The sequence below is a fragment of the Thermomonas sp. genome, assembly GCF_046293095.1.
Lineage (GTDB): Bacteria > Pseudomonadota > Gammaproteobacteria > Xanthomonadales > Xanthomonadaceae > Thermomonas.
The window spans coordinates 518,746-537,200 of the sequence record NZ_JBKBPN010000002.1 but is presented as its reverse complement, the minus strand read 5'-3'; the positions used below and the strand labels follow the sequence as shown (position 1 = coordinate 537,200).

Genomic DNA, 18,455 nt, shown 5'->3' with positions numbered 1-18,455 from the left:
GCAGATGCCGTTGGATTCGACTGTAGCGCGCAACGATCGGATTGAGCATGGCCAGAGCTTCCTGATGAATTGGATTTACGCTAACGCATTCAACGTTGCCGACGCCATCCCCTGCCTGGCCCCGCCCCCTTCTGCATCCCACACCATGCCCACCCGCCCCCATTTCGACATCATCATCGCCGGCGCAAGCTTCTCCGGCGTGGCCTGCGCCATTTCGGCAGCCCGCCGCGGGCTGCGGGTATGCGTACTGGAACGCAAGCAGGATCCAGGAGAGAAACTTCATACCACCGGCATCATCGTCAAAGAAGCTGCGGAACAGACCCTGCTCAACGCCTTGCCCACCAACGCCACGCGGCGCGTGGAGAGGGTCTGCCTGTACTCGCCTCGTCTGAAGCAACTACGTCTGACTGCGCCTGGCTACTATTTCCTGACCACGGATACCCCCCAGGTCATGCGCTGGCTGGCCAGCCAACTCCATGAACACGGGGTCGAGTTGCGCCTGGGCCAGCCGTTCCGCGACGCCTGCCGCCGCGCCGGAGGATGGGATGTCACCGACGTCGGCACCACGCACTATTTAGTGGGCGCCGATGGCGCCCGCTCGCAGGTCGCACGCAAATGCGGGCTTGGGCTGGTCCGGAGTTTTCTTTATGGCGTCGAATACGAATTCCAAGGCGCCGATCTTGTCGATTCCGACGCACTGCACTGTTTCATCAGCAAGCGCTATGCGCCGGGCTATATCGGCTGGTTTGCGCAGAATCCTTGCGGCGTGCAGGCAGGGCTGGCCCTTCGACACAACCCCGCACATGCGCGCCTCCCCGATATCGACGGCTTCCTTGCGCACACGAGCGCGATGACCGGACTCCCCCTGTCCATGAAACCGCATCATGTGCGCGCCGGCTTGATTCCCTGCTCCGGCCCAGTGCGCGCCCTTGCCAACGACCGCGCCATTCTCACTGGCGATGCCGCAGGCATCGTCTCACCGGTCACCGCAGGCGGCATCCACTCAGCCTGGGATCATGGCTGGCGGGTCGGTGCCGCCATTGCTGCACACCTGCTCGATCAGGGCCCGCCAGCCGAGCAGGCCGCCATCGACGCTGCACCCCGTTTTTACACCAAGCGGCTGCTGCGCTGGGCATTCGACAAGTTTCAAATGGATTGGCCATTCGACCTGCTTCTGCATTCCTTGCCGCTGCGCTGGGCGGCAGAAACCGTATATTTTCACCACCGTCGGGCAGACCAGAAACATGTGCCTGCGCAGCCATGAGTGCTGGGTGACTTTGGCAGAACGCCAGCGCTGCCTCACTTAGCCTTCAGCAGCGCGTCCAGGTCATCGTCCTTTTCTCGCCACACGCCGTTCATCCACTGCTGGAAACGCACCCGGAACGCACGGTCGTTCTGGTAATCACCGCCCACAAGATCGGCCGGGATCGGCCGCTGGCGGATGCGCACGCGAACTTCGGGGACGCGTCCGGCCATGAGGTCGGGCAGTGCGGGTATCCCTGCCGGATAGGCGATGGTGACGTCCAGGATGGCATGCAGCCCCTCGCCCATCGCGTCCAGCACGAAGGCGACACCCCCCGACTTCGGCTTCAGCAGGTGCCGGTACGGCGAGCCCTGGGAAGCGTGCTTGGCCGCGGTGAAGCGGGTGCCCTCGACGAAATTCATCACCGCCACCGGGATCGCGCGGAACTTGGCGCACGCGCGACGGGTGGCGGCGATATCGCGGCCTGCCAGCGCCGGATTGCGGGCGATCTGCTTGGGCGTGTAGCGGCCCATGAACGGGAAATCCAGCGCCCACCAGGCCAGCCCGAGCAGCGGCACCCAGAACAACTGCCGCTTGAGGAAAAACCGCAGCAGCGGGATCCGCCGGTTGAACACCTTCTGCAGGACCAGGATGTCCACCCAGCTCTGGTGGTTGGCCAGCACCAGGTAATGGCCATCCTTGCGGAGCGTGGCATCGCCATCCACCACCAGCCGGGTATCGGTGCAGACGTCCCACAGCCAGTTGTTGACGCCGATCCAGCTTTCCGCCAGGCCCGTGAGCAGCGGATTGCAGGCGACCCGCAGGCGAGGCAGGGGCAGCAGTCCCTTCAGTAGCGCCACCAGCAGCAGGGGCACCACGTGCAGGACAGTGCTGGCGGAGATGACCAGCAGGACCAGGACAAAGCGAAGCAGCGGCATCGTTTGGAGCACGACGGAAACGGGCCACCATTGTCGCGGAAAACCCGACGCACTTCAGTCCGCCGTTATCATGGCCCGATGCCTCGCATCGCCACGCCCCTGCTCACCCGCCCGCTGGGCGAGGCCCTGCTGGCTGCACGCGCCGCCGGCCAATCCACCTGGCAGGGCTCGCTGGACCTGGGCCGCCACCAGGACACCGTGGCGATGCTGGAGGACCACTGGACCTGGCGCGGCATGGCCTATCCCTACCCCGCCAAGCTCAAGGACCGCACGCTGTACTGGTGGGATGGCGAATCGTTTTCGGCGGTGTCGCGCTACGCCGGCCAGCTGATCAAGCTGGTGCCCACCGGGTGGGACGTGCCAACCTTCGAGATCGACGGCATCAAGATGCTGCCGACGTCCAGGCAGTCGCCGCTGGACGACGCGCGCCGCAAAGTGGCGCTGGTGCAGCCCGCGGGCAAGACCGTGCTGGACACCTGCGGCGGGCTGGGCTACTTCGCCGCCTGCTGCCTCGAGGCGGGCGTGGCGGCCATCCAGTCGTTCGAGAAGAACGAGGACGTGCTGTGGCTGCGCACGCTCAATCCGTGGTCGCCCGACCCCGACGACAGCGCGGGTCGCCTGCGCTTGGCGCATGCGGACGTCGTGCAGGCGATCGCCGGCCTGCCGGATGCGGCGTTCGATGCCGCCCTGCACGATCCGCCGCGTTTCGGCATCGCCGGCGAGCTGTATTCACTGGCGTTCTACCAGCAGCTGGCGCGGGTGCTGCGGCGCGGCGGCCGGCTGTTCCACTACACCGGCAGCCCCAACAAGCTGACTTCCGGCCGCGACGTGCCGCGGGAGGTCGCCAAGCGGCTGGAGACAGCCGGCTTCCGCGCCGAGCTGGCGCTGGACGGCGTGCTGGCCACGAAACGCTGAAGCCGTGCGCGGCGCATGGGCCGGTGGTCATCGTGCCGGCCGGCACTGCCTCGCGCCAACCGACCGCGGTGCAATGGCGACCTCCCATTGCGAGACCACCCCATGCGCGCTTTCCGCCTGTTGCCGCTTGCCCTGGCCCTGTGCCTGCCCTTCGCCGCCTCCGCGGCCGACCCCGTGCGCGTCACCGCCGCCGACCTCCATCTGGAGGCGCTGCGTCCGGCCACGATGACCTACCTGGTCTATTTCCACGGCACCGCCGGCAGCGGCGCGAAGCGCGCCATGCTGGCCACCAGCACCGTGAAACGCGAGCGATCGGGAGGGATCGACGCCTGGGTGATCGACCAGTCCTGGGAGGACGAGACCGGCATCGTCCACACCGCGCACACGGTCCACGCGGCAAAGGACGCCGCCACGCTGGCGCAGACCAGCCAGTGGAACCGCGCGGGACGCCAGTTCACCACCCGCATCGATGCAGCCAGCGGCCATGGCGAAATCGACGGAGACCTGCCGGACGCCGCTCGCACCATCATGGAGGCAGGCTTCGCCGCCATGCGCGAGGGCTGGTGGATGAACTGGCATTCCGACCTCACCCTGCTGCCGCTGCTGCCCTACGAGAAAGGCGGCACCCTGCGCATCCGCCTGTTCGACGTGGGCATGGCCGCGCCGATGGACGTGGACTACGTGGTGCTGGGCGAACGCAGGCTGGCGGGCGCCGATGGCGCGACGCGCGCCTGCTGGCTGGTGGAAACCGACAGCGGCAAGCCGGGCAGCGGCAACGTGCAGCGCTTCTGGATCGACAAGGCGCAGCGGGTGGTGGTGAAGGAAGAGGACATCTTCAATGGCAGCTACCGCTCGAAGGTGCTGCTGGCGACGCCGGCGATCATCGCGTTTCCGTTGCCGGCCCCGCCGGCAACCGCGCCGCAACCGGCGAAGTCCTGAGCCTGAAGGCTCAGGGGCGCCGCTCGGCGCGGATCACCACCGGGTCGTCCGCATGCTCCAGCAGCAGCTGGCGCACCCGGTCCTGCCACAGGGAGGCGAACGCGGCGCGCTCCTCCGGGCTGGCGTCATCCGCCAGTGCGCGCGCCATCAGGGCGCGCAGATGCGGCGCCGGCGGCACCGCCGCGAGATCCATCGACACGTGCACGGCGTCGCCATTGTCGAGGCGCCGGAATGCCGCGACCGAGCGCAGGTCGCCCCCGCCGTAGCGCAGCAGGCCGTGGCGGACGAAGCGCCCGGCGAGGCCCTGGAAGCCGTTGTTGGCCGCCGCCCCGGTCAGCAGGGTGAACACCTGCGCCACCACGCCGTTGCCACCCTCGACTTCCGCGCCGCTCATCGTCACCTGGATCGCGCCGCGCTCGGGCACGGCGTCCGGATACAGCAGGCGCAGCCCGGCGCGCGCCATCAGGTAGGCCCCGGCGACGGTGGGACAGGAATGCCCGGCCAGCCGCACGGCATCCGGATAGCCGTACTCGATCAGGCCATCGTCGGCGGCGCCAAGGAACGCGGCCAGCGGGTCGCGCAGCAGCAGGCGCGGCGCGTGCAAGTAGAAGGCAGGCAGGTGCATGGCATCGCTCCGTGGGGGTCAACCTTCCGCCGGGCCGGCAATCCGGATGTCGATCACCGCGCCGTCCGCGTCGCCCCGACGATACGCGATCGTGATCGGTTCGCCGAGCCGCATGCACGCATCAAGGCGGGGCCGCGGCTCGCGCCTGCGGACAAAGTGCACCCCCCACCTTTGTCATTACCCGCCGGCTGCTCCCAACGCACAGATGCCATCACGCACGCCGATGGCGTTTTCCATTACAGTCGGGCCGTCCTTCGGCCTAGGCTTTCCATGCCCGCCCACCTGCCACCGCTTTCCGAGGTCCTGGACCTGTTGCCCGACGCCGTCTGCATCGTCGATGCGTCCGGCCGTATCCAGTTCGTGAATGCAGCCTTTGAATCCCTGCTGGGCCGCCGTCTCGTGGAGATCAGGGGCCACGACCTGTTCGATTACGTGCATCCGGAGGACCGCGAGGCCACGGCCCACCAGGCGCGCGCGCTCATGGCGGGCGGCGGACAACGCCATTTCCGCAACCGCTACCTGCACCGCGATGGTCAGGCCGTGGACCTGCTGTGGTCGGCGCACTGGCTGCCCGACCGCGGCGTGCGCATCGGGGTGGCGCGCGAGATCGGCGACATGCGCCACGCCGAACGCGAGCTGGAGTACCGGGCCAATCACGACCCGCTGACCGGCCTGGCCAACCGGCACCGGCTGCAGCAGGCACTGGAGCAGGCATTGCAGCAGGCCCAGTCACAGGTGGGGCAAGTCGCGCTGCTGTTCCTCGACCTCGACGGCTTCAAGGAGGTGAACGACCGCGGCGGCCACGAAGTCGGCGATCGCATCCTGTGCGAGGTGGCTCGCCGCCTGCACCTGGGCCTGCGCCGGATCGACCTGGTGGCGCGGATGGGCGGCGACGAGTTCGTGGTCCTGCTGCCTGGCTGCAGCGCGTCCGACGCCAGCGCCATCGCAGCCCAGCTGCGCGACCACCTGCGCGCCCCCTGCGTGCTGGACGATGGCCCGCTGCAACTGGACGCCAGCATCGGCATTGCCAGTTACCCCGAGCACGGTGAATCCGCCGAGGCGCTGGTGCGCCATGCGGACGCCGCGATGTACGCCCTCAAGCGCCGGCGCTGACGACGCAGCTCAGCGGATGTTCGAAATGCTGTTCTTGGCGGTCTCGTGGCGGGTGTGCAACACGCCATCCTGCACCTGGAAGGCCAGCTCGATCCGCACCCGGGCCGGCGCCATTGCCATCGTGCGCACCTGGGTCTTCAGCGTGTCCTTCAGCCCGCTGGTGGCCTTCTCCACCACCAACGACAGCTGGTAGTCGCCGTCGGCCAGCGGCTGGGTCACGTCGATGCGATCGGGTGCCACGGTCCGGGCCGGCAACGCGGCAGGCGTGCCGGCCATCCGGCCCCTCGCGGCGTAGCTGGCCGCCGCCGCGCCGCCTGTCGCCCCGCCCAGCGCGGAGACCGACGACACAGCCGCCGACACGATGCCCGCACCGGGCACCACGCCCTGCAGTGCGGCCGGCGGCGCAACTTGACCGTCCACGGGCGTCAGCGTCATGGCCTGCAGGTCCGCGCGCACCGCCTGCCCGTCGGGGAAGGCGATGAGGCAGGTGCGCCCATCGCAGGCGATGTCGATGCGCAGGCTGGCGCCCTGCGACAGCGCGCCCCCGGCCGCGTGCAGCCCGGCATTGACCTTCTCGCCGAACGTCGCGCCCTGGGTCTGCTTGGGCACGGTCACGTTCATCGAAATGCGGTTCGGCATGCCGCTGTTGATGCCATTGATGCCGCTGGCGGAGTGCGCAGGCGCCGCCAGGAGCGCAAGGACCAGGCCCATCGGAACGAACGCCTTCATGCCCCACCCCGCGATGTGTCGGAATGGGCCGATCCTACGCCTGCCGGGCCCGACGTGCATGGCGCCCCCCGGCACATTCGCGTAGGATGGGGAGAACACGGTGCCACCCAGCGCCAAAACCTGCTGGTTCCAGCCGCTGCTTGCATCCACCGCGCCCTGCATGGCGCATCGATCGTCCCGCCCGTACGGGCGCGCTCCAGCCCCCCGGGCACCGCAAGGCACCGCGTCCTTGCCCCCGCCGGGCGCACCGCCGCTTCCGCCGCGCGCAGCCCTTCGCCCTCGGCACACGTTCCGCCATCAGGCCCAGGAGGCCCGCATGCCGCGCACCAAGACCGCCGAAACGCCCCCGCAGGCCACCGCTTCCCCGGGCGGCCGCACCAGCCCGCTGTTCCAGGCCCGCAAGCCGGCCGAGCGTGGCGGTGCGCTGACCCGGGAACGGATCGCCGAGCACATGGATGCGTTCCGCAAGGCCGGCGGCACCATCGAAGTGTTGGGCACCACCCGTGCCCTGCAGCGCATCGGGCTGCCCGCCGATGCTGTGCCGGAGCCGCCCGCGCCGCAGGGCAAGGGACGCCCGCGCAAAACCCCACGCTGACCCCAGGAGTCCGACTTGCCGAAGCCCAATTACGCGTTCGAGAAGCGCCAGCGCGAGCTGGCCAAGAAGAAGAAGCAGGACGAGAAAGACGCGCGCAAGCGCGAGGCGCGCGAAGCGGCGCAGCCGCAAGACGCTGCCACCCCCACGACCGAAGCGGTGATGCCGGCGGCGGACGCTCCCCGCGTGCACCTGCGCAAACCGGCCGGCTGAGCGCGCTGGTTGTCACCCGGGCTCAACGCGCCGCGCGTCCGAACAGCCCCGCCGACAGCAGCCACGGCAGGGCGAAGCCGGCCGTGAGCAGCAGTTCGCGCGGCAGGAAGCCGCCCAACGCCAGCGCCACGCCCACCACGGCCAGTTGCGCCAAGGCGGTGACCACCATCGCCTTCGCCATGCCCGCCGCGCGGAACCGCGCCAGCAGGCTGCCCACCGCCGCGATCGCCAGCACGCCGGCAAACAGGGCGTTGGCGGGATCGCCCTCGCCGCCCAACATCCCCACGGCCAGGTTCGCCCAGATCGTGGCGAAGCCGGCCAGCACCGCGACGGCGAACCCCGCGCGATAGGCCGGGGATCCGTCCCGGCGCAGGCCGAAGTCCAGCAGGCCGCAGACCGCGGCCAGCAGCACGCCCATCACCGCGAAATCCAGCGGCGACCAATCGACGCCCGCCTGCGGGCAGAACCGCATCGCCAGCGCCGGCAACAGCAGCAATCCCACTGCTCCGCCCCACAGCCAGCCGCGCCACCCGCGAATGGATCGCCTGCCGCCCTGCCCACGGGTTTCGATGGTATGCATGCTCGTGCCCTCGACGTCGATGGAGTGTCGCCAGTATCCGGCGGCGCCATGGCCGCGGCGCGGCGCCTGCGTGAAGCGGGCGAGAAGTCCGCCCGGACTCAGCCGGCGGCGTCTTCCAGCATGCGCTCGCGGCAGGCCTGCCAGCTGCCCGCCACCATCACCAGCGTGCACAGACCGAGGAACGCGAACGGCAGCCCCCAGCCGCCGCTGCGATCGTTCAGCACGCCGAACAGGATCGGCCCCGCGCAGCTCAGCGTGTACCCCACGCCCTGCATGAAGCCGGACAGCTTGGCCGAGCCGGCGGGCGTGCGCGTGCGCAGGTTGATCAGGGTCAGCGACAGCGGGAAGGTGCCCGGGCCGATCCCCAGCAGCACCACCCACAGCACCGGCGCGGCCATCGGCGCCCACAGCAGGCTCGGGAACGCCACCGCATAGGCCGAGGCACACACCAGCACCAGCGGGAACGGGTTGCGCATCCGGACCGCCACCGCGGGCATGGTGAGCGCACTGCCCAGGCCCAGCGTCGCGAACAGCGCGACCATGGTGCCGCCGAACGCCGGGCTGGCGCCGGCTTCGGTCATCAGCCTGGGCAACCAGGTGAACATCGAATAGGTGACCAGCGAGGTCATGCCGAACATGAGCGCCATGCCCCAGGCCAGCGGCGACCGCCATGGACGCAGGCGCAGGTCGGGCTTGGCCAGTTCGGGCGCCGCATCGCCGGCCTGCACCGCGCGGTCGTGCAGCGGCACCAGCACGGGATCGCCGTGGCGCTAGCGCCACAGCACGCCCAGCCAGACCAGCCCGGCCGCCACCGCCGGCAACGTCCACACGCCCAGCGACACCCGCCACCCGGAACTCTCGGCCAGCGGCACCGCCAGCAGCGCCGGCGCGATGGTGCCCACCTGCAGCAGGGTCAGGTACAGCGTGCTGACCGTGCCCACGCGCTGCGGGAAATAGCGCTTCACCAGTGGCGGCAGCACCACGTTGCCCATACCCATGCCGGCCAGCGCCACCGCGTAGCCCACCGCCAGCGCAAGCGGCCCGGTCGCGAACGGACGCACGGCGAGGCCGGCAGCGACCAGCGCCATCGACAGCAGCGCGGCCTGCTCCAAGCCAATGCGATGGGCGATGCTCGGCATGGCCACGCCGAGCAGGGCAAACGCGGCCGGCGGCAGCATGCCGAACAGACCGGCAACGGCGGGGCCGAAGCCGAAGCGCGTGCCCAGCAGGTCCAGCAGCGGCGTCAGCGAGGTGACCGCGGTGCGCAGGTTGAGGGCGGACAACAGGATGCCGGCGAGGACCAGCACGCGGCCGGCCCAAGGGGATGCGGGGGAGGACATGCCGAATTATCTCAGAGCGGCACCAAGCACGATGTGACGTTCGCCACGCGCCAAGCCGCCGACAGAGCGCCATCGTGGCTGGCACCGCCCTGTCAACGGACGCCGCCCATGCCACGCCTCGCACTTGCACTTGCTTGCCTTCTTGCGCTGTCCGGCCCCGTACCGGCGGCGGACCAGACGCCGGTGGGGATGACTTCCATTGCCCTGACCGATCCCTCCCGCACCGACCCGCTGGCCGGTGGCGCGCGCCAATGGCGAGTGGATCTCTATTACCCGGCCGTGGCCGGCACCGGGCAAGCCCGGCCCTACGCGGACGACCCCATCCTGCTCGCGCGCATGACGGAGTCCGGCTATTACGACATCCCGGCCGAGGACATCCGTGCATGGGCGGCGCGTCCTGCGCCGGCCCGTCGTGATGCCCGCGCCGTCGAAGCAGCGCTGCCGCTGGTGACGCTATCACCGGGCTCCGGCGTGGCGGCCTTCCACTATGCGGAACTGGCCAGCGCAATCGCCCGCCGCGGATATGCCGTGGCGGTGGTCGATGCGCCCTACCTCGGGCTGTCGCGGCTGGCGGACAGTCGGATCGTGTCCGGCACCGATGATCCTGTGCAACAAGCCGACGACCCGCACGCCTGGCAGCCGCGTGTCATCGCCTGGGCGCAGGACATCGGCAAGACGCTGGACGCCTTGCCCGCCTCACGGGGCGTGCGCGCCACCGGCCTGACGCTGGACATGGCCCGCATCCTGGCCGTCGGCCACTCGCTGGGCGGTACGGTCGCGGTGGAGGTCTGCTCGCACGAACCGCGGGTCTCCGCATGCGCGGATTTCGAAGGCGTGGTCGATGGCACCACGGCCTACGCCGAAGGCCCCGTGCGCCCGACGCTGCTGGCGCTGAGCCGGTCTGCCAAGCCGGAGCGGCCGGTCACCGTGCCCGACTTGGGCCGACCGCCATTCGACTTCCTGTCCCGCGGCCAACAGGACACCCATTGGGGCGTGTCGATCAGCGGCGGCAGCCACATGAGCTTCTCGGATGCACCGCAGGTGATGCCCAGCACGTTGACCCGCTTCGGCGGCACATTGATGGATGCAGGCCGCTCGCAGCAGGTCTACGTCGGAATCGTCGACGCGCTGGGCCGCGCCTTTTTCCCGGGCGGTGGCGGCAATGCGGTCCTGGCGGCGTACTTCGAAAGCGTTCCGGAAGCACGCGCGACCCACGCCGCACCGACATCCCTCAAGCCGTAAGCCCCGCGCGACGCTCAGGCGGCCGTATCGATGCGATGGCTGCCGGTGCGCCGTGGCCGCGTGCGCGGCCACGGCATCCGCCCGCCCGATGCCACATCACCACCCGTCCCCCTCGCGCCGATGCCTGCGGCGGCACGGCGGCCATCGCTCGACATCGCGCCCATGCGTGCGCCTGCATCGCGCACCAGGGCCGGGATCAGCCGCGCCTCCGGCAGGTGCTTCCAGTAGCGCACTGGCATCTCCTTGCGCATCGCGGCCACCTTCAACCGCGCGGGGTTGAAGGTGCTTCCGTAATACACCCGCCACAGCTCCTCCAGCGCGTCATCGCCTGGCGCATCGGAACAGCTTGCGCCTGACCCAAGATGCAGCACGACGCCGTCCCAGTAGGCGCTGCGCAATGGGGTCAGGATCGACCAGCCCATCCCGGCGAAGCGGCGGGCGAAGAACGGCGCGACCAGCGGCAGCACGTCGTGCGCGGGCTCGAACCAGGCCACGTACACCGGGCCGTCCGCGTCCGCGACCTCGCGGAAGCGCACGAACGCCTTCATCTTGTGGCGCTCGCGCCGCACCGCCGAGGCTGCCGCCCGCGCCCACGCCACGTCGGGATCGGTGACGATGCCCAGCAGGGCGCGCTCGCCGAGCACCAGGCGCCACAGCAGGCGGTACAGCAGCGCATGCCGCTGCGGATCCGCATGGGCAAGCACCAATTCGGCCAACGCGAGGAATTCGCGCGGCACCCGCACATCCGGCATCGGCCCGGCGCATTCGGCTGCGGCGTTGCCGGCCGCTGGTTCCAGTGGCTCCGCGAGCGTCTCGAGCAGATCACCCTGCATCCCGCACGCCCACTGCACCTGCGGCGGTGGTACCCGCGCCGCCAGCAGCGTGCGTGCGGCGGTCCGCCACTCCGCCAGATCTCCGCCATCGGCCAGCACGACCCGGCGCATCAGAAGCCGAACAGGTCCGGCTGGCGCGGCCGCTGGGCTGCCACCAGCGCCGCGCGCAGGGTCACGCTGTCGAGGTCGGCCTGCGGACGGTGCTCCAGCGCGGCGAGGAACGGCCCCGCCTTGGCCATCGGCACACGCAGGCGCACCAGGTCGTCGTGGCGCACGCGGCGATGGCGGCGCAGCCGCAGCAGCTTCCCCACCGTGCGCACGCCCAGCCCGGGCACGCGCAGCAGCAGCTCGCGCGGGGCGGTGTTCACGTCCACCGGGAAGCGGTCGCGGTGGCGCAGCGCCCACGCCAGCTTCGGGTCGATGTCGAGGTCCAGCATGCCACCGTCATCGTCGGGCGCGATCTCGGCCACGCCGAATCCGTAGAAACGCATCAACCAGTCGGCCTGGTAGAGCCGATGCTCGCGCACCAGCGGCGGCGCCTGCAGCGGCAGCGCGCGCGAGGCGTCGGGAATCGGGCTGAACGCGGAGAAGTACACGCGGCGCAACCGGTAACCGCTGTACAGCGCATCGCTGGCACGCAGAATGTCGCGGTCGTTGGCCGCATCCGCGCCGACGATCATCTGGGTGCTCTGCCCGGCCGGCGCGAAGCGCGGGGCGCGGCGCTCGGCGCGGGCCTCGTCGATGCCGGCGCGCAGCCGGCCCATGGCCTGGCGGATGCCGCCGGCGTCCTTCTCCGGGGCCAGCGTCTTCAGGCCCGTCTCGGTCGGCAGCTCGACGTTGATGCTGAGCCGGTCGGCCCAGCGCCCGGCCTCGGCCAGCAGCTCCGGCGAGGCGTCGGGAATGGTCTTGAGGTGGATGTAGCCGCGGAAGTGCTCGTCCTGCCGCAGCTGGCGCGCCACCCGCACCAGCATCTCCATCGTGTAGTCGCTGGAGCGGATGATCCCCGAGGACAGGAACAGGCCTTCGATGTAGTTGCGGCGGTAGAAATCCATGGTCAGCCGCACCACCTCGTCCACCCCGAAGCGCGCGCGCCGCACGTTGGAACTGCGCCGGTTGATGCAATAGGCGCAGTCGAAGATGCAGAAGTTGGTGAGCAGGATCTTCAGCAGCGAGATGCAGCGGCCGTCCGGGGTATAGGCATGGCAGATGCCCATCCCACCGGTGGAGCCGATGCCGCCCTTGCTGCCGCGGGCATCGCGGCGCGTGCCGCCGCTGGAGGAACAGGACGCGTCGTACTTGGCGGCATCCGCCAGCACCGCGAGTTTTTCTTCGATCCGCATGCCGGCGAGTCTCGGCGGGCGCCGTCTCACCCGTTGAGACGACGCGACGCGGGGCGCCTCACCCGCTGCCAACCACCGTGTCGATCAGCATGCCGACCGTGCAATGCGCCTCGTTGGGATGCCTCAGCGGCGCGCGGGGATCGATGGTGTAGCGGTTGCGGCGACCGTCGCGCTGGCGCAGCAGCACGCCCGCCGCTTCCAGGTCGGCCACGATCCGCTGCACCGCGCGCTCCGTCACCCCCACCCGCGCGGCAACCTCGCGCAGCAGCATTTCCGGCTCGCGCGCCAGACAGAACAGCACGTGGCCGTGGTTGCTGAAGTAGGTCCAGTCCCCGGGCGCCGCCACCGGCGCCGACGCGCGCCTGGCCGACGGCCGCTTGACAGCCTTCCCTGCTTGCTTTTCAATATGCGACATGTGTTTCGTGTTTTAAATTACGTGAATAGGAGAACGCATGAACGCCCAGCTGTCGCCCCTCCACCATACCGCCCCGGCCGCCGTGCCGTCCCTCCGCACCATCGCGGTCGCCCACGGTGACGGGATCGGCCCCGAAATCATGGACGCCGTGCTGCACGTCCTCCGCCATGCCGTGCCGGACCTGCGCATGCAGCCAGTGGCGATGGGCGAAGCGGCGTACCGCAGCGGCCACATGAACGGGATTCTCCCACAGACCTGGGACGCGCTGGCCCAGTATCCGGTGCTGCTGAAGGGCCCCATGACCACCCCGCAGGGCGGCGGCTACAAGAGCATCAACGTGACCCTGCGCAAGACGCTGGGGCTGTTCGCTAATGTGCGTCCCTGCGTGGCCTACCACCCCTACGTGGACACGCTGCACCCCGGCATGGACGTGGTGATCGTGCGCGAGAACGAAGAGGACACCTACGGCGGCATTGAACACCGCCAGACCGACGAGGTCGTGCAGTGCCTCAAGCTGATCACCCGCCCGGGCTGCGAGCGCATCGTCCGCTACGCGTTCGAGTACGCGCTGGCGCACGGACGGCGCAAGGTCACCTGCATGACCAAGGACAACATCATGAAGCTCACGGACGGGCTGTTCCACCGCGTCTTCGACGAGATCGCGGCGGAGTATCCGCAGCTGGAGGCCGAGCACCGCATCATCGACATCGGCGCCGCGCGCATGGCCTCGCGCCCGCGCGACTACGACGTGGTGGTCACGCCCAACCTCTACGGCGACATCCTGTCCGACATCGCCGCGGAGGTGGCCGGCTCGATCGGCCTGGCACCGTCGGCCAACATCGGCCTGCATGGCGCGATGTTCGAGGCGGTGCACGGCTCGGCGCCGGACATCGCGGGCAAGAACATCGCCAACCCGTCCGGCCTGCTGCTGGCGGCGGTGCAGATGCTGCTGCACATCGGCGAAACCGACGCCGCCCGCGACATCCACAACGCCTGGTTGCGCACGCTGGAGGAAGGCCTGCACACCCGCGACCTGTTCAATGAGCGCACCAGTCGCCGCTGCTTGGGCACCCGCGAGTTCGCCCATGCGGTGGTCGAGCGCCTCGGCCAGATGCCGCAGCACCTGCCGGCGGTGGACTACCGGCAGGCGCCGGCCACCCCGGTGCAGGCACCGCAAGACGCCGCGCCGCGCGCGCGCCAGGACAAGGTGCTGGAAGGCGTGGACGTGTTCCTTGACTGGGACGAGGCAAACCGCGACCCCAAGGCCCTAGCCCAGCGCCTGCAAGCCGCCGCACAGGACGGCCTGCGTCTGGCGGTGATCACCAACCGCGGCGTCAAAGTGTGGCCGGACGGCCACCCGGACACGTTCTGCACCGACCACTGGCGCTGCCGCTTCAAGGCGGTGGACGGCACGCTGGCGCCGGCACAGGTACCGGAACTGCTGGCGCGGCTGCTGGACCACGACCTGCCGGCGGTGAAGACCGAGAACCTGTACCGCTTCGACGGCCAACCCGGCTACTCCGTCGCCCAAGGCGAATGAGCCCGGCGGATGGCACCATGGCGGGCATGGATCCTGTCTTGCCCGCCTCCACCGAGGCCAACCTCGCTGCCGCCGCGGCCCTGCTCATGCAGGGCCGCTTGGTCGGCCTGCCCACCGAAACCGTCTATGGCCTGGCCGCCGACGCCCGTAACCCGGACGCGGTGCGCGCGATCTTCGCACTCAAACAGCGCCCGGCCGACCATCCGCTGATCGTGCACATCGGCGCCGTGGACGAGCTGCAGGAATGGGCGACCGAGGTACCGCCCGCCGCGCTGGCACTGGCGCGCGCGTTCTGGCCCGGCCCCCTGACCCTGGTGCTGCCGGCACGTCCCGACGTGCCCCGCGTGGTCACCGGCGGGCTGGATACGGTGGCGCTGCGGATGCCGGCGCACCCGGTGGCACTGGCGCTGCTGCGCCGCCTCGGGCGCGGGGTCGCCGCGCCATCAGCCAACCGCCACCTGCGGGTCAGCCCGACCACCGCCGCCCATGTGCGTGAGGAGTTCGGGGATGCCCTGCCGCTGGTGCTGGATGGCGGCCCCTGCACGGTCGGCATCGAATCCACCATCGTCGATTTGAGTCACGACAGGCCGCGCATCCTGCGCCCAGGTGCGATCAGCGCCGCCCAGATCGCCGACTGCCTGCAGCGCGAGGTTCGCCTGCAACCCGCCGCCGGCACCCGCGCGCCCGGCCTGATGAAGCGCCACTACAGTCCGCGTGCGCAGGTGGAATGCGTCGCCACCCATGCCCTGCCCGAACGGGTTGCACACCACCTGATGGCCGGCCGGCGGGTTGCGCAACTCTCAGCCACAGCGCCCGCCCAGCCCCACCCTGCGCTGGTCTGGTTGGCCGCAGGCGAGACGCTTGATGCCCGCATGCAGCGGCTGTATGGCCTGCTGCGCGAGGCCGACATGCTGGGCGTCGATGTGGTGGTGGCGGAACTGCCGGAAGGCGACGGCCCCGCCGACGCCCTGCGCGACCGTCTACTGCGTGCCGCCGGCCAGGGCAGCGTGCCGACCGACTGAGCACCCCCCCATGTCATCGCCCCCACTGGACGCGCTGGCCGGCCGCACCGCAGTGCTGGCCACCCTGCACGGCAAAGAAGCCGCGATCGGGCCGGTGCTGGCACGTTTCACCGGGCTGCACGTGGTCGTGCCCGAACACTTCGACAGCGACCGCTTCGGCACTTTCAGCCGCGAGATCCCGCGCGCCGGCAGCGCACTGGACGCTGCACGGGCCAAGATCGCTGCCGGTTTTGCCTGCTGCCCCGACGCCACGGTGGGACTGGCCAGCGAAGGCAGTTTCGGCCCGCATCCGGCACTGCCGTTCGTGCCGCTGGGCACCGAGCTGGTCTTGCTGATCGACCGCGTGTACGGGCTGGAGCTGGCCGGCTGGCACCGCGCACCGGCGCCCTATGCCCGCGGTGAGCGGGTCGCCTCGGTTGAGGCCGCGCTGGCGCTGGCGCAGCAAACGGGATTTCCGGCACAAGGCCTGATCGTGATGGCGATGGCCGACGGCGCACCGGCACCGCAGCTCGGTCTGTACAAGGCGCTTGATGACCAGGCCGCACTGGTCGCAGCGGTGGACCACGAATTGGCGGCACGCGGCGAGGCCTGGCTGGAGACCGACCTGCGTGCACACCGCTGCCCGCGGCGGATGCGCCGGATCCGCCGCGCCGCGCTGGCCTTGGTGCGGACATGGCGCAGCCGCTGCCCGGCCTGCAGCCGGCCGGGCTACGTGCCGGCTATGGCGATACCAGGCCTGCCCTGCGGCTGGTGCCGGCGTCCCACCGCGCTGGCGCGGGCGCATCGCCTGCAGTGCGACGGCTGCGGCCACGCGGCGGAACGACCGGTCCGGCAGAGTCTGGCCGACCCGGCCCACTGCGACCATTGCAATCCCTGAGCGGGGGCCTGGCCCTGCATCCTGTAGGCCACCCGCTGCGTAGGAAGCACCATGACCCATGCCGAACGCCTGGAACTTGCGCTGATCCCCATGGGCGCCGCCGCAGCGTGGGCCATGGGCGCGCGCCTCCCGGCAGCGCCCGGCGTCGGCACGCTGCTGCTGGTCGGCGCGGTGCTGCTGCTCCTGCAGGGCCTGCTGCGCGACCTCTGGTTGCTGTGGCGGCGCCGGACCGCGCCGACCGCGGGTCAGCCGCGGCGCATGGCTTGCCTGTGCCTGGAATCCGCCCTCGGCAGCACCGGGGTGCTGGCCGGACTGGTGGTGCTGGGCAGCGGCTTGCCGTGGCGCATCGTGCTGCCGGCCTGGGGCTGGGGCCTGCTGGTCGGCAGCGTGCTGGCGCTGGGCTTCACCATCAAGGACCTGGTGATCGCCCTGCGCCCGCTGCGCCTGGTGCGGGACCACGAGCATCTGAACATCGTGGTCGGCTGGCGCTGACCGGGACGTCCCGATCTCCCGCCTCCGCGCAGCCGCATCCGGCCCGGCCGCGTTGCCGTATGCGGTATGTCGCCGCTATCGGGGGTATCACCGTGTCCGATCTCGTCCGGATCGTCTACGTCAGCCGCTCCACCTTCACCCCGATGCCGGCCGAGCGCGGCATCGAACCCAACGTGGCGCGCATCCTGTCGCAGTCGCGGCTGAACAATGCCCGGCGCGGCTTGGTGGGAGCGCTGTATTTCGGCGACGGCTGCTTTTTCCAGTGCCTCGAGGGGCGCGCGCAGGACGTGGATCGGCTTTACGCCGCGCTGCAGCGCGATCCGCGTCACACCGACCTGAAGGTGCTGGACCGCCAGCCCATCGATCGCACCAGCTTCGCCGCATGGTCGATGAAATACGTGCCGCTGGACGCGCCGATGCAGGCCCTGCTGCAGCGCCAGGGCCTGGTGACGTTCGATCCCTACCGTTTCGACGCCGCCACCGTGGCCGCCGTGCTCGACATGCTGCGCACCGGCGGCGATGCCGCGCCGGAACCGTCGGTGGCGCCTGCCCCCGCGCCGGATGCCGGCGCCGCGCGCGCCTTCCGGCTGGCGGCGGTGGCGCTCGCCGTGGCGCTGGTGGCGCTGCTCGTGGCGGTGCTGACCTGAGCGCAGTTCCCGGGCGGATACACGGGAACGCGGCGGAGACGCGATCGACTCGCCGCATATCGGGCCGCCGGTTTTCGGGCAGCGCCTGCTACCACCATCCGGCGCGATGACAGACCCGCTGTCCGCCCGGCCCATCGTCGTCGTCCCCTGCGCAGCCCGCACCCTCTGGCCGTAGTCGTGGTCTCCAGCATGCTGGTCGCCAGTGCCCTGATGCTGGCCGGTTGGGCACTCCATCAGCCGGACCTGGCCCGGCTGATGGCCGCCGCGACGGCCATGAAAGCCCGCCCGGCCATCTCCTTCTTCGCCGCGGGGATCAACCTCTGGATCGATCATCTGCTGCCCGGCCTGGAAACGCTGCTGCTGGGCAATCCGCTGGGACAGAGATCGCAAATGACCGCGGTGGCGCAACGGGAACTGTTACGGCCATCGCGCTAATTGACTAACTTATTGATTTTGAATATAATTTTAAAACACTCGCCCCACAGTTAAGGAGAAGCATGGCCCGCAAGCCAACGCCACCCGCTGTCGACACCCGAGAGGCCACCCACCAGAGCATCGCCGCCGATATCGCCGAGTTCCGCCGCCGCGGCGGGCGCATCCAGGTCCTTGGCAATACCCCGCTACGCAAATACACGCCGACCTCGTTCCGCTCCAACGCAGCCCAACGCAAGCCCCCGACGCCGCCACCCAAGACCCGCGCCGCGCGCTAGCTAGCTGACATCGCCGCAGGGGAACCGCACCGACAGTTCCCTTTTCCGCTCAGACCTCGCCGTTGCGCACGCGGCCAAGTCGATGCGGCGCTATGATCCGCGTCCGTCCC

The 18,455-nt window shown here is 70.2% G+C and carries 21 protein-coding genes and 1 pseudogene; 14 read left to right on the top strand and 8 right to left on the bottom strand.

All coding sequences use genetic code 11. The features are described from left to right. Window positions 1–4 precede the first annotated feature (4 nt). Entirely contained in the window at window positions 5–1,264 is a 1,260-nt protein-coding gene (locus ACK4SG_RS05955) for an NAD(P)-binding protein (protein ID WP_409600737.1), read from the top strand. 35 nt (window positions 1,265–1,299) lie between these two features. On the opposite strand, the gene ACK4SG_RS05950 is transcribed toward ACK4SG_RS05955, so the two are convergent. Then, on the bottom strand, window positions 1,300–2,181 hold the full coding sequence (locus ACK4SG_RS05950; RefSeq protein WP_409600661.1) for an acyltransferase: 882 nt from the start codon (window positions 2,179–2,181) through the stop codon (window positions 1,300–1,302). Window positions 2,182–2,259: 78 nt separating this feature from the next. On the opposite strand from ACK4SG_RS05950, the gene ACK4SG_RS05945 reads away from it, so the two are divergent. Together ACK4SG_RS05945 and ACK4SG_RS05940 are read left to right on the top strand one after the other, a co-directional pair. Continuing rightward, window positions 2,260–3,096: a class I SAM-dependent methyltransferase gene (locus tag ACK4SG_RS05945; RefSeq protein WP_409600659.1), complete on the top strand. Its 837-nt coding sequence runs from the start codon at window positions 2,260–2,262 to the stop codon at window positions 3,094–3,096. Between the two features lie 102 nt (window positions 3,097–3,198). After that, window positions 3,199–4,035, top strand: a complete 837-nt coding sequence (locus ACK4SG_RS05940) for a hypothetical protein (RefSeq protein ID WP_409600657.1) — start codon at window positions 3,199–3,201, stop codon at window positions 4,033–4,035. A 10-nt stretch (window positions 4,036–4,045) separates the two neighbouring features. On the opposite strand, the gene ACK4SG_RS05935 is transcribed toward ACK4SG_RS05940, so the two are convergent. Further along, window positions 4,046–4,660 carry an FmdE family protein gene (locus tag ACK4SG_RS05935; protein WP_409600655.1) on the bottom strand — a complete coding sequence of 205 codons (615 nt, stop codon included), beginning with the start codon at window positions 4,658–4,660 and terminating at the stop codon, window positions 4,046–4,048. 270 nt (window positions 4,661–4,930) lie between these two features. Here ACK4SG_RS05935 and ACK4SG_RS05930 point away from each other — a divergent pair, with 270 nt between their 5' ends. Beyond that, entirely contained in the window at window positions 4,931–5,773 is an 843-nt protein-coding gene (locus ACK4SG_RS05930; RefSeq protein ID WP_409600653.1) for a diguanylate cyclase domain-containing protein, read from the top strand. Between the two features lie 9 nt (window positions 5,774–5,782). Here the strand turns inward: ACK4SG_RS05930 and ACK4SG_RS05925 are convergent, their stop codons facing one another. Next, window positions 5,783–6,502, bottom strand: a complete 720-nt coding sequence (locus tag ACK4SG_RS05925) for a hypothetical protein (RefSeq protein WP_409600651.1) — start codon at window positions 6,500–6,502, stop codon at window positions 5,783–5,785. Between the two features lie 316 nt (window positions 6,503–6,818). On the opposite strand from ACK4SG_RS05925, the gene ACK4SG_RS05920 reads away from it, so the two are divergent. Both ACK4SG_RS05920 and ACK4SG_RS05915 read left to right on the top strand, forming a co-directional pair. Next, a complete protein-coding gene (locus ACK4SG_RS05920) occupies window positions 6,819–7,097 on the top strand; it encodes a hypothetical protein (RefSeq protein ID WP_409600649.1) in 279 nt (92 codons plus the stop codon). A 15-nt stretch (window positions 7,098–7,112) separates the two neighbouring features. Continuing rightward, complete coding sequence (locus tag ACK4SG_RS05915; RefSeq protein ID WP_409600647.1) at window positions 7,113–7,307, top strand: hypothetical protein; 195 nt, start codon at window positions 7,113–7,115, stop codon at window positions 7,305–7,307. Window positions 7,308–7,329: 22 nt separating this feature from the next. On the opposite strand, the gene ACK4SG_RS05910 is transcribed toward ACK4SG_RS05915, so the two are convergent. Together ACK4SG_RS05910 and ACK4SG_RS05905 are read right to left on the bottom strand one after the other, a co-directional pair. Then, on the bottom strand, window positions 7,330–7,887 hold the full coding sequence (locus tag ACK4SG_RS05910; RefSeq protein ID WP_409600645.1) for a hypothetical protein: 558 nt from the start codon (window positions 7,885–7,887) through the stop codon (window positions 7,330–7,332). Between the two features lie 98 nt (window positions 7,888–7,985). Next, window positions 7,986–9,227 (bottom strand): annotated as a pseudogene (locus ACK4SG_RS05905) (CynX/NimT family MFS transporter). A gap of 189 nt (window positions 9,228–9,416) precedes the next feature. On the opposite strand from ACK4SG_RS05905, the gene ACK4SG_RS05900 reads away from it, so the two are divergent. Further along, window positions 9,417–10,469 (top strand): hypothetical protein, encoded by a 1,053-nt coding sequence (locus ACK4SG_RS05900; RefSeq protein ID WP_409600643.1) that lies wholly within the window; start codon window positions 9,417–9,419, stop codon window positions 10,467–10,469. Window positions 10,470–10,483: 14 nt separating this feature from the next. Here the strand turns inward: ACK4SG_RS05900 and ACK4SG_RS05895 are convergent, their stop codons facing one another. From ACK4SG_RS05895 to ACK4SG_RS05885, 3 genes are read right to left on the bottom strand one after another with little or no spacing between them, the layout of a single operon-like run. Beyond that, entirely contained in the window at window positions 10,484–11,413 is a 930-nt protein-coding gene (locus ACK4SG_RS05895) for a TIGR03915 family putative DNA repair protein (protein ID WP_409600641.1), read from the bottom strand. Next, window positions 11,413–12,642 carry a putative DNA modification/repair radical SAM protein gene (locus ACK4SG_RS05890; RefSeq protein WP_409600639.1) on the bottom strand — a complete coding sequence of 410 codons (1,230 nt, stop codon included), beginning with the start codon at window positions 12,640–12,642 and terminating at the stop codon, window positions 11,413–11,415. The genes ACK4SG_RS05895 and ACK4SG_RS05890 overlap by 1 nt, the downstream gene beginning before the upstream one ends. Window positions 12,643–12,700: 58 nt before the next feature. After that, a complete protein-coding gene (locus ACK4SG_RS05885) occupies window positions 12,701–13,057 on the bottom strand; it encodes a helix-turn-helix transcriptional regulator (protein ID WP_409600637.1) in 357 nt (118 codons plus the stop codon). Between the two features lie 37 nt (window positions 13,058–13,094). Here ACK4SG_RS05885 and ACK4SG_RS05880 point away from each other — a divergent pair, with 37 nt between their 5' ends. The 7 genes from ACK4SG_RS05880 (at window position 13,095) to ACK4SG_RS05850 (ending at window position 18,345) form a co-directional block, all read left to right on the top strand. Beyond that, window positions 13,095–14,597: an NADP-dependent isocitrate dehydrogenase gene (locus tag ACK4SG_RS05880; RefSeq protein ID WP_409600635.1), complete on the top strand. Its 1,503-nt coding sequence runs from the start codon at window positions 13,095–13,097 to the stop codon at window positions 14,595–14,597. Between the two features lie 26 nt (window positions 14,598–14,623). Then, the gene (locus ACK4SG_RS05875) at window positions 14,624–15,619 is read left to right on the top strand and encodes an L-threonylcarbamoyladenylate synthase (protein WP_409600633.1); all 996 of its coding nucleotides are present in this window, start codon (window positions 14,624–14,626) and stop codon (window positions 15,617–15,619) included. 10 nt (window positions 15,620–15,629) lie between these two features. Further along, window positions 15,630–16,496, top strand: coding sequence for a DUF6671 family protein (locus ACK4SG_RS05870; RefSeq protein ID WP_409600631.1), 867 nt, complete (start codon window positions 15,630–15,632; stop codon window positions 16,494–16,496). A 51-nt stretch (window positions 16,497–16,547) separates the two neighbouring features. Then, window positions 16,548–16,988, top strand: a complete 441-nt coding sequence (locus ACK4SG_RS05865; RefSeq protein ID WP_409600629.1) for a hypothetical protein — start codon at window positions 16,548–16,550, stop codon at window positions 16,986–16,988. A gap of 92 nt (window positions 16,989–17,080) precedes the next feature. Next, window positions 17,081–17,635: a BLUF domain-containing protein gene (locus ACK4SG_RS05860; RefSeq protein WP_409600627.1), complete on the top strand. Its 555-nt coding sequence runs from the start codon at window positions 17,081–17,083 to the stop codon at window positions 17,633–17,635. 189 nt (window positions 17,636–17,824) lie between these two features. After that, window positions 17,825–18,070: a hypothetical protein gene (locus ACK4SG_RS05855; RefSeq protein WP_409600625.1), complete on the top strand. Its 246-nt coding sequence runs from the start codon at window positions 17,825–17,827 to the stop codon at window positions 18,068–18,070. 62 nt (window positions 18,071–18,132) lie between these two features. Continuing rightward, window positions 18,133–18,345, top strand: coding sequence for a hypothetical protein (locus ACK4SG_RS05850; RefSeq protein WP_409600623.1), 213 nt, complete (start codon window positions 18,133–18,135; stop codon window positions 18,343–18,345). The last annotated feature ends 110 nt before the right edge of the window (window positions 18,346–18,455 follow it).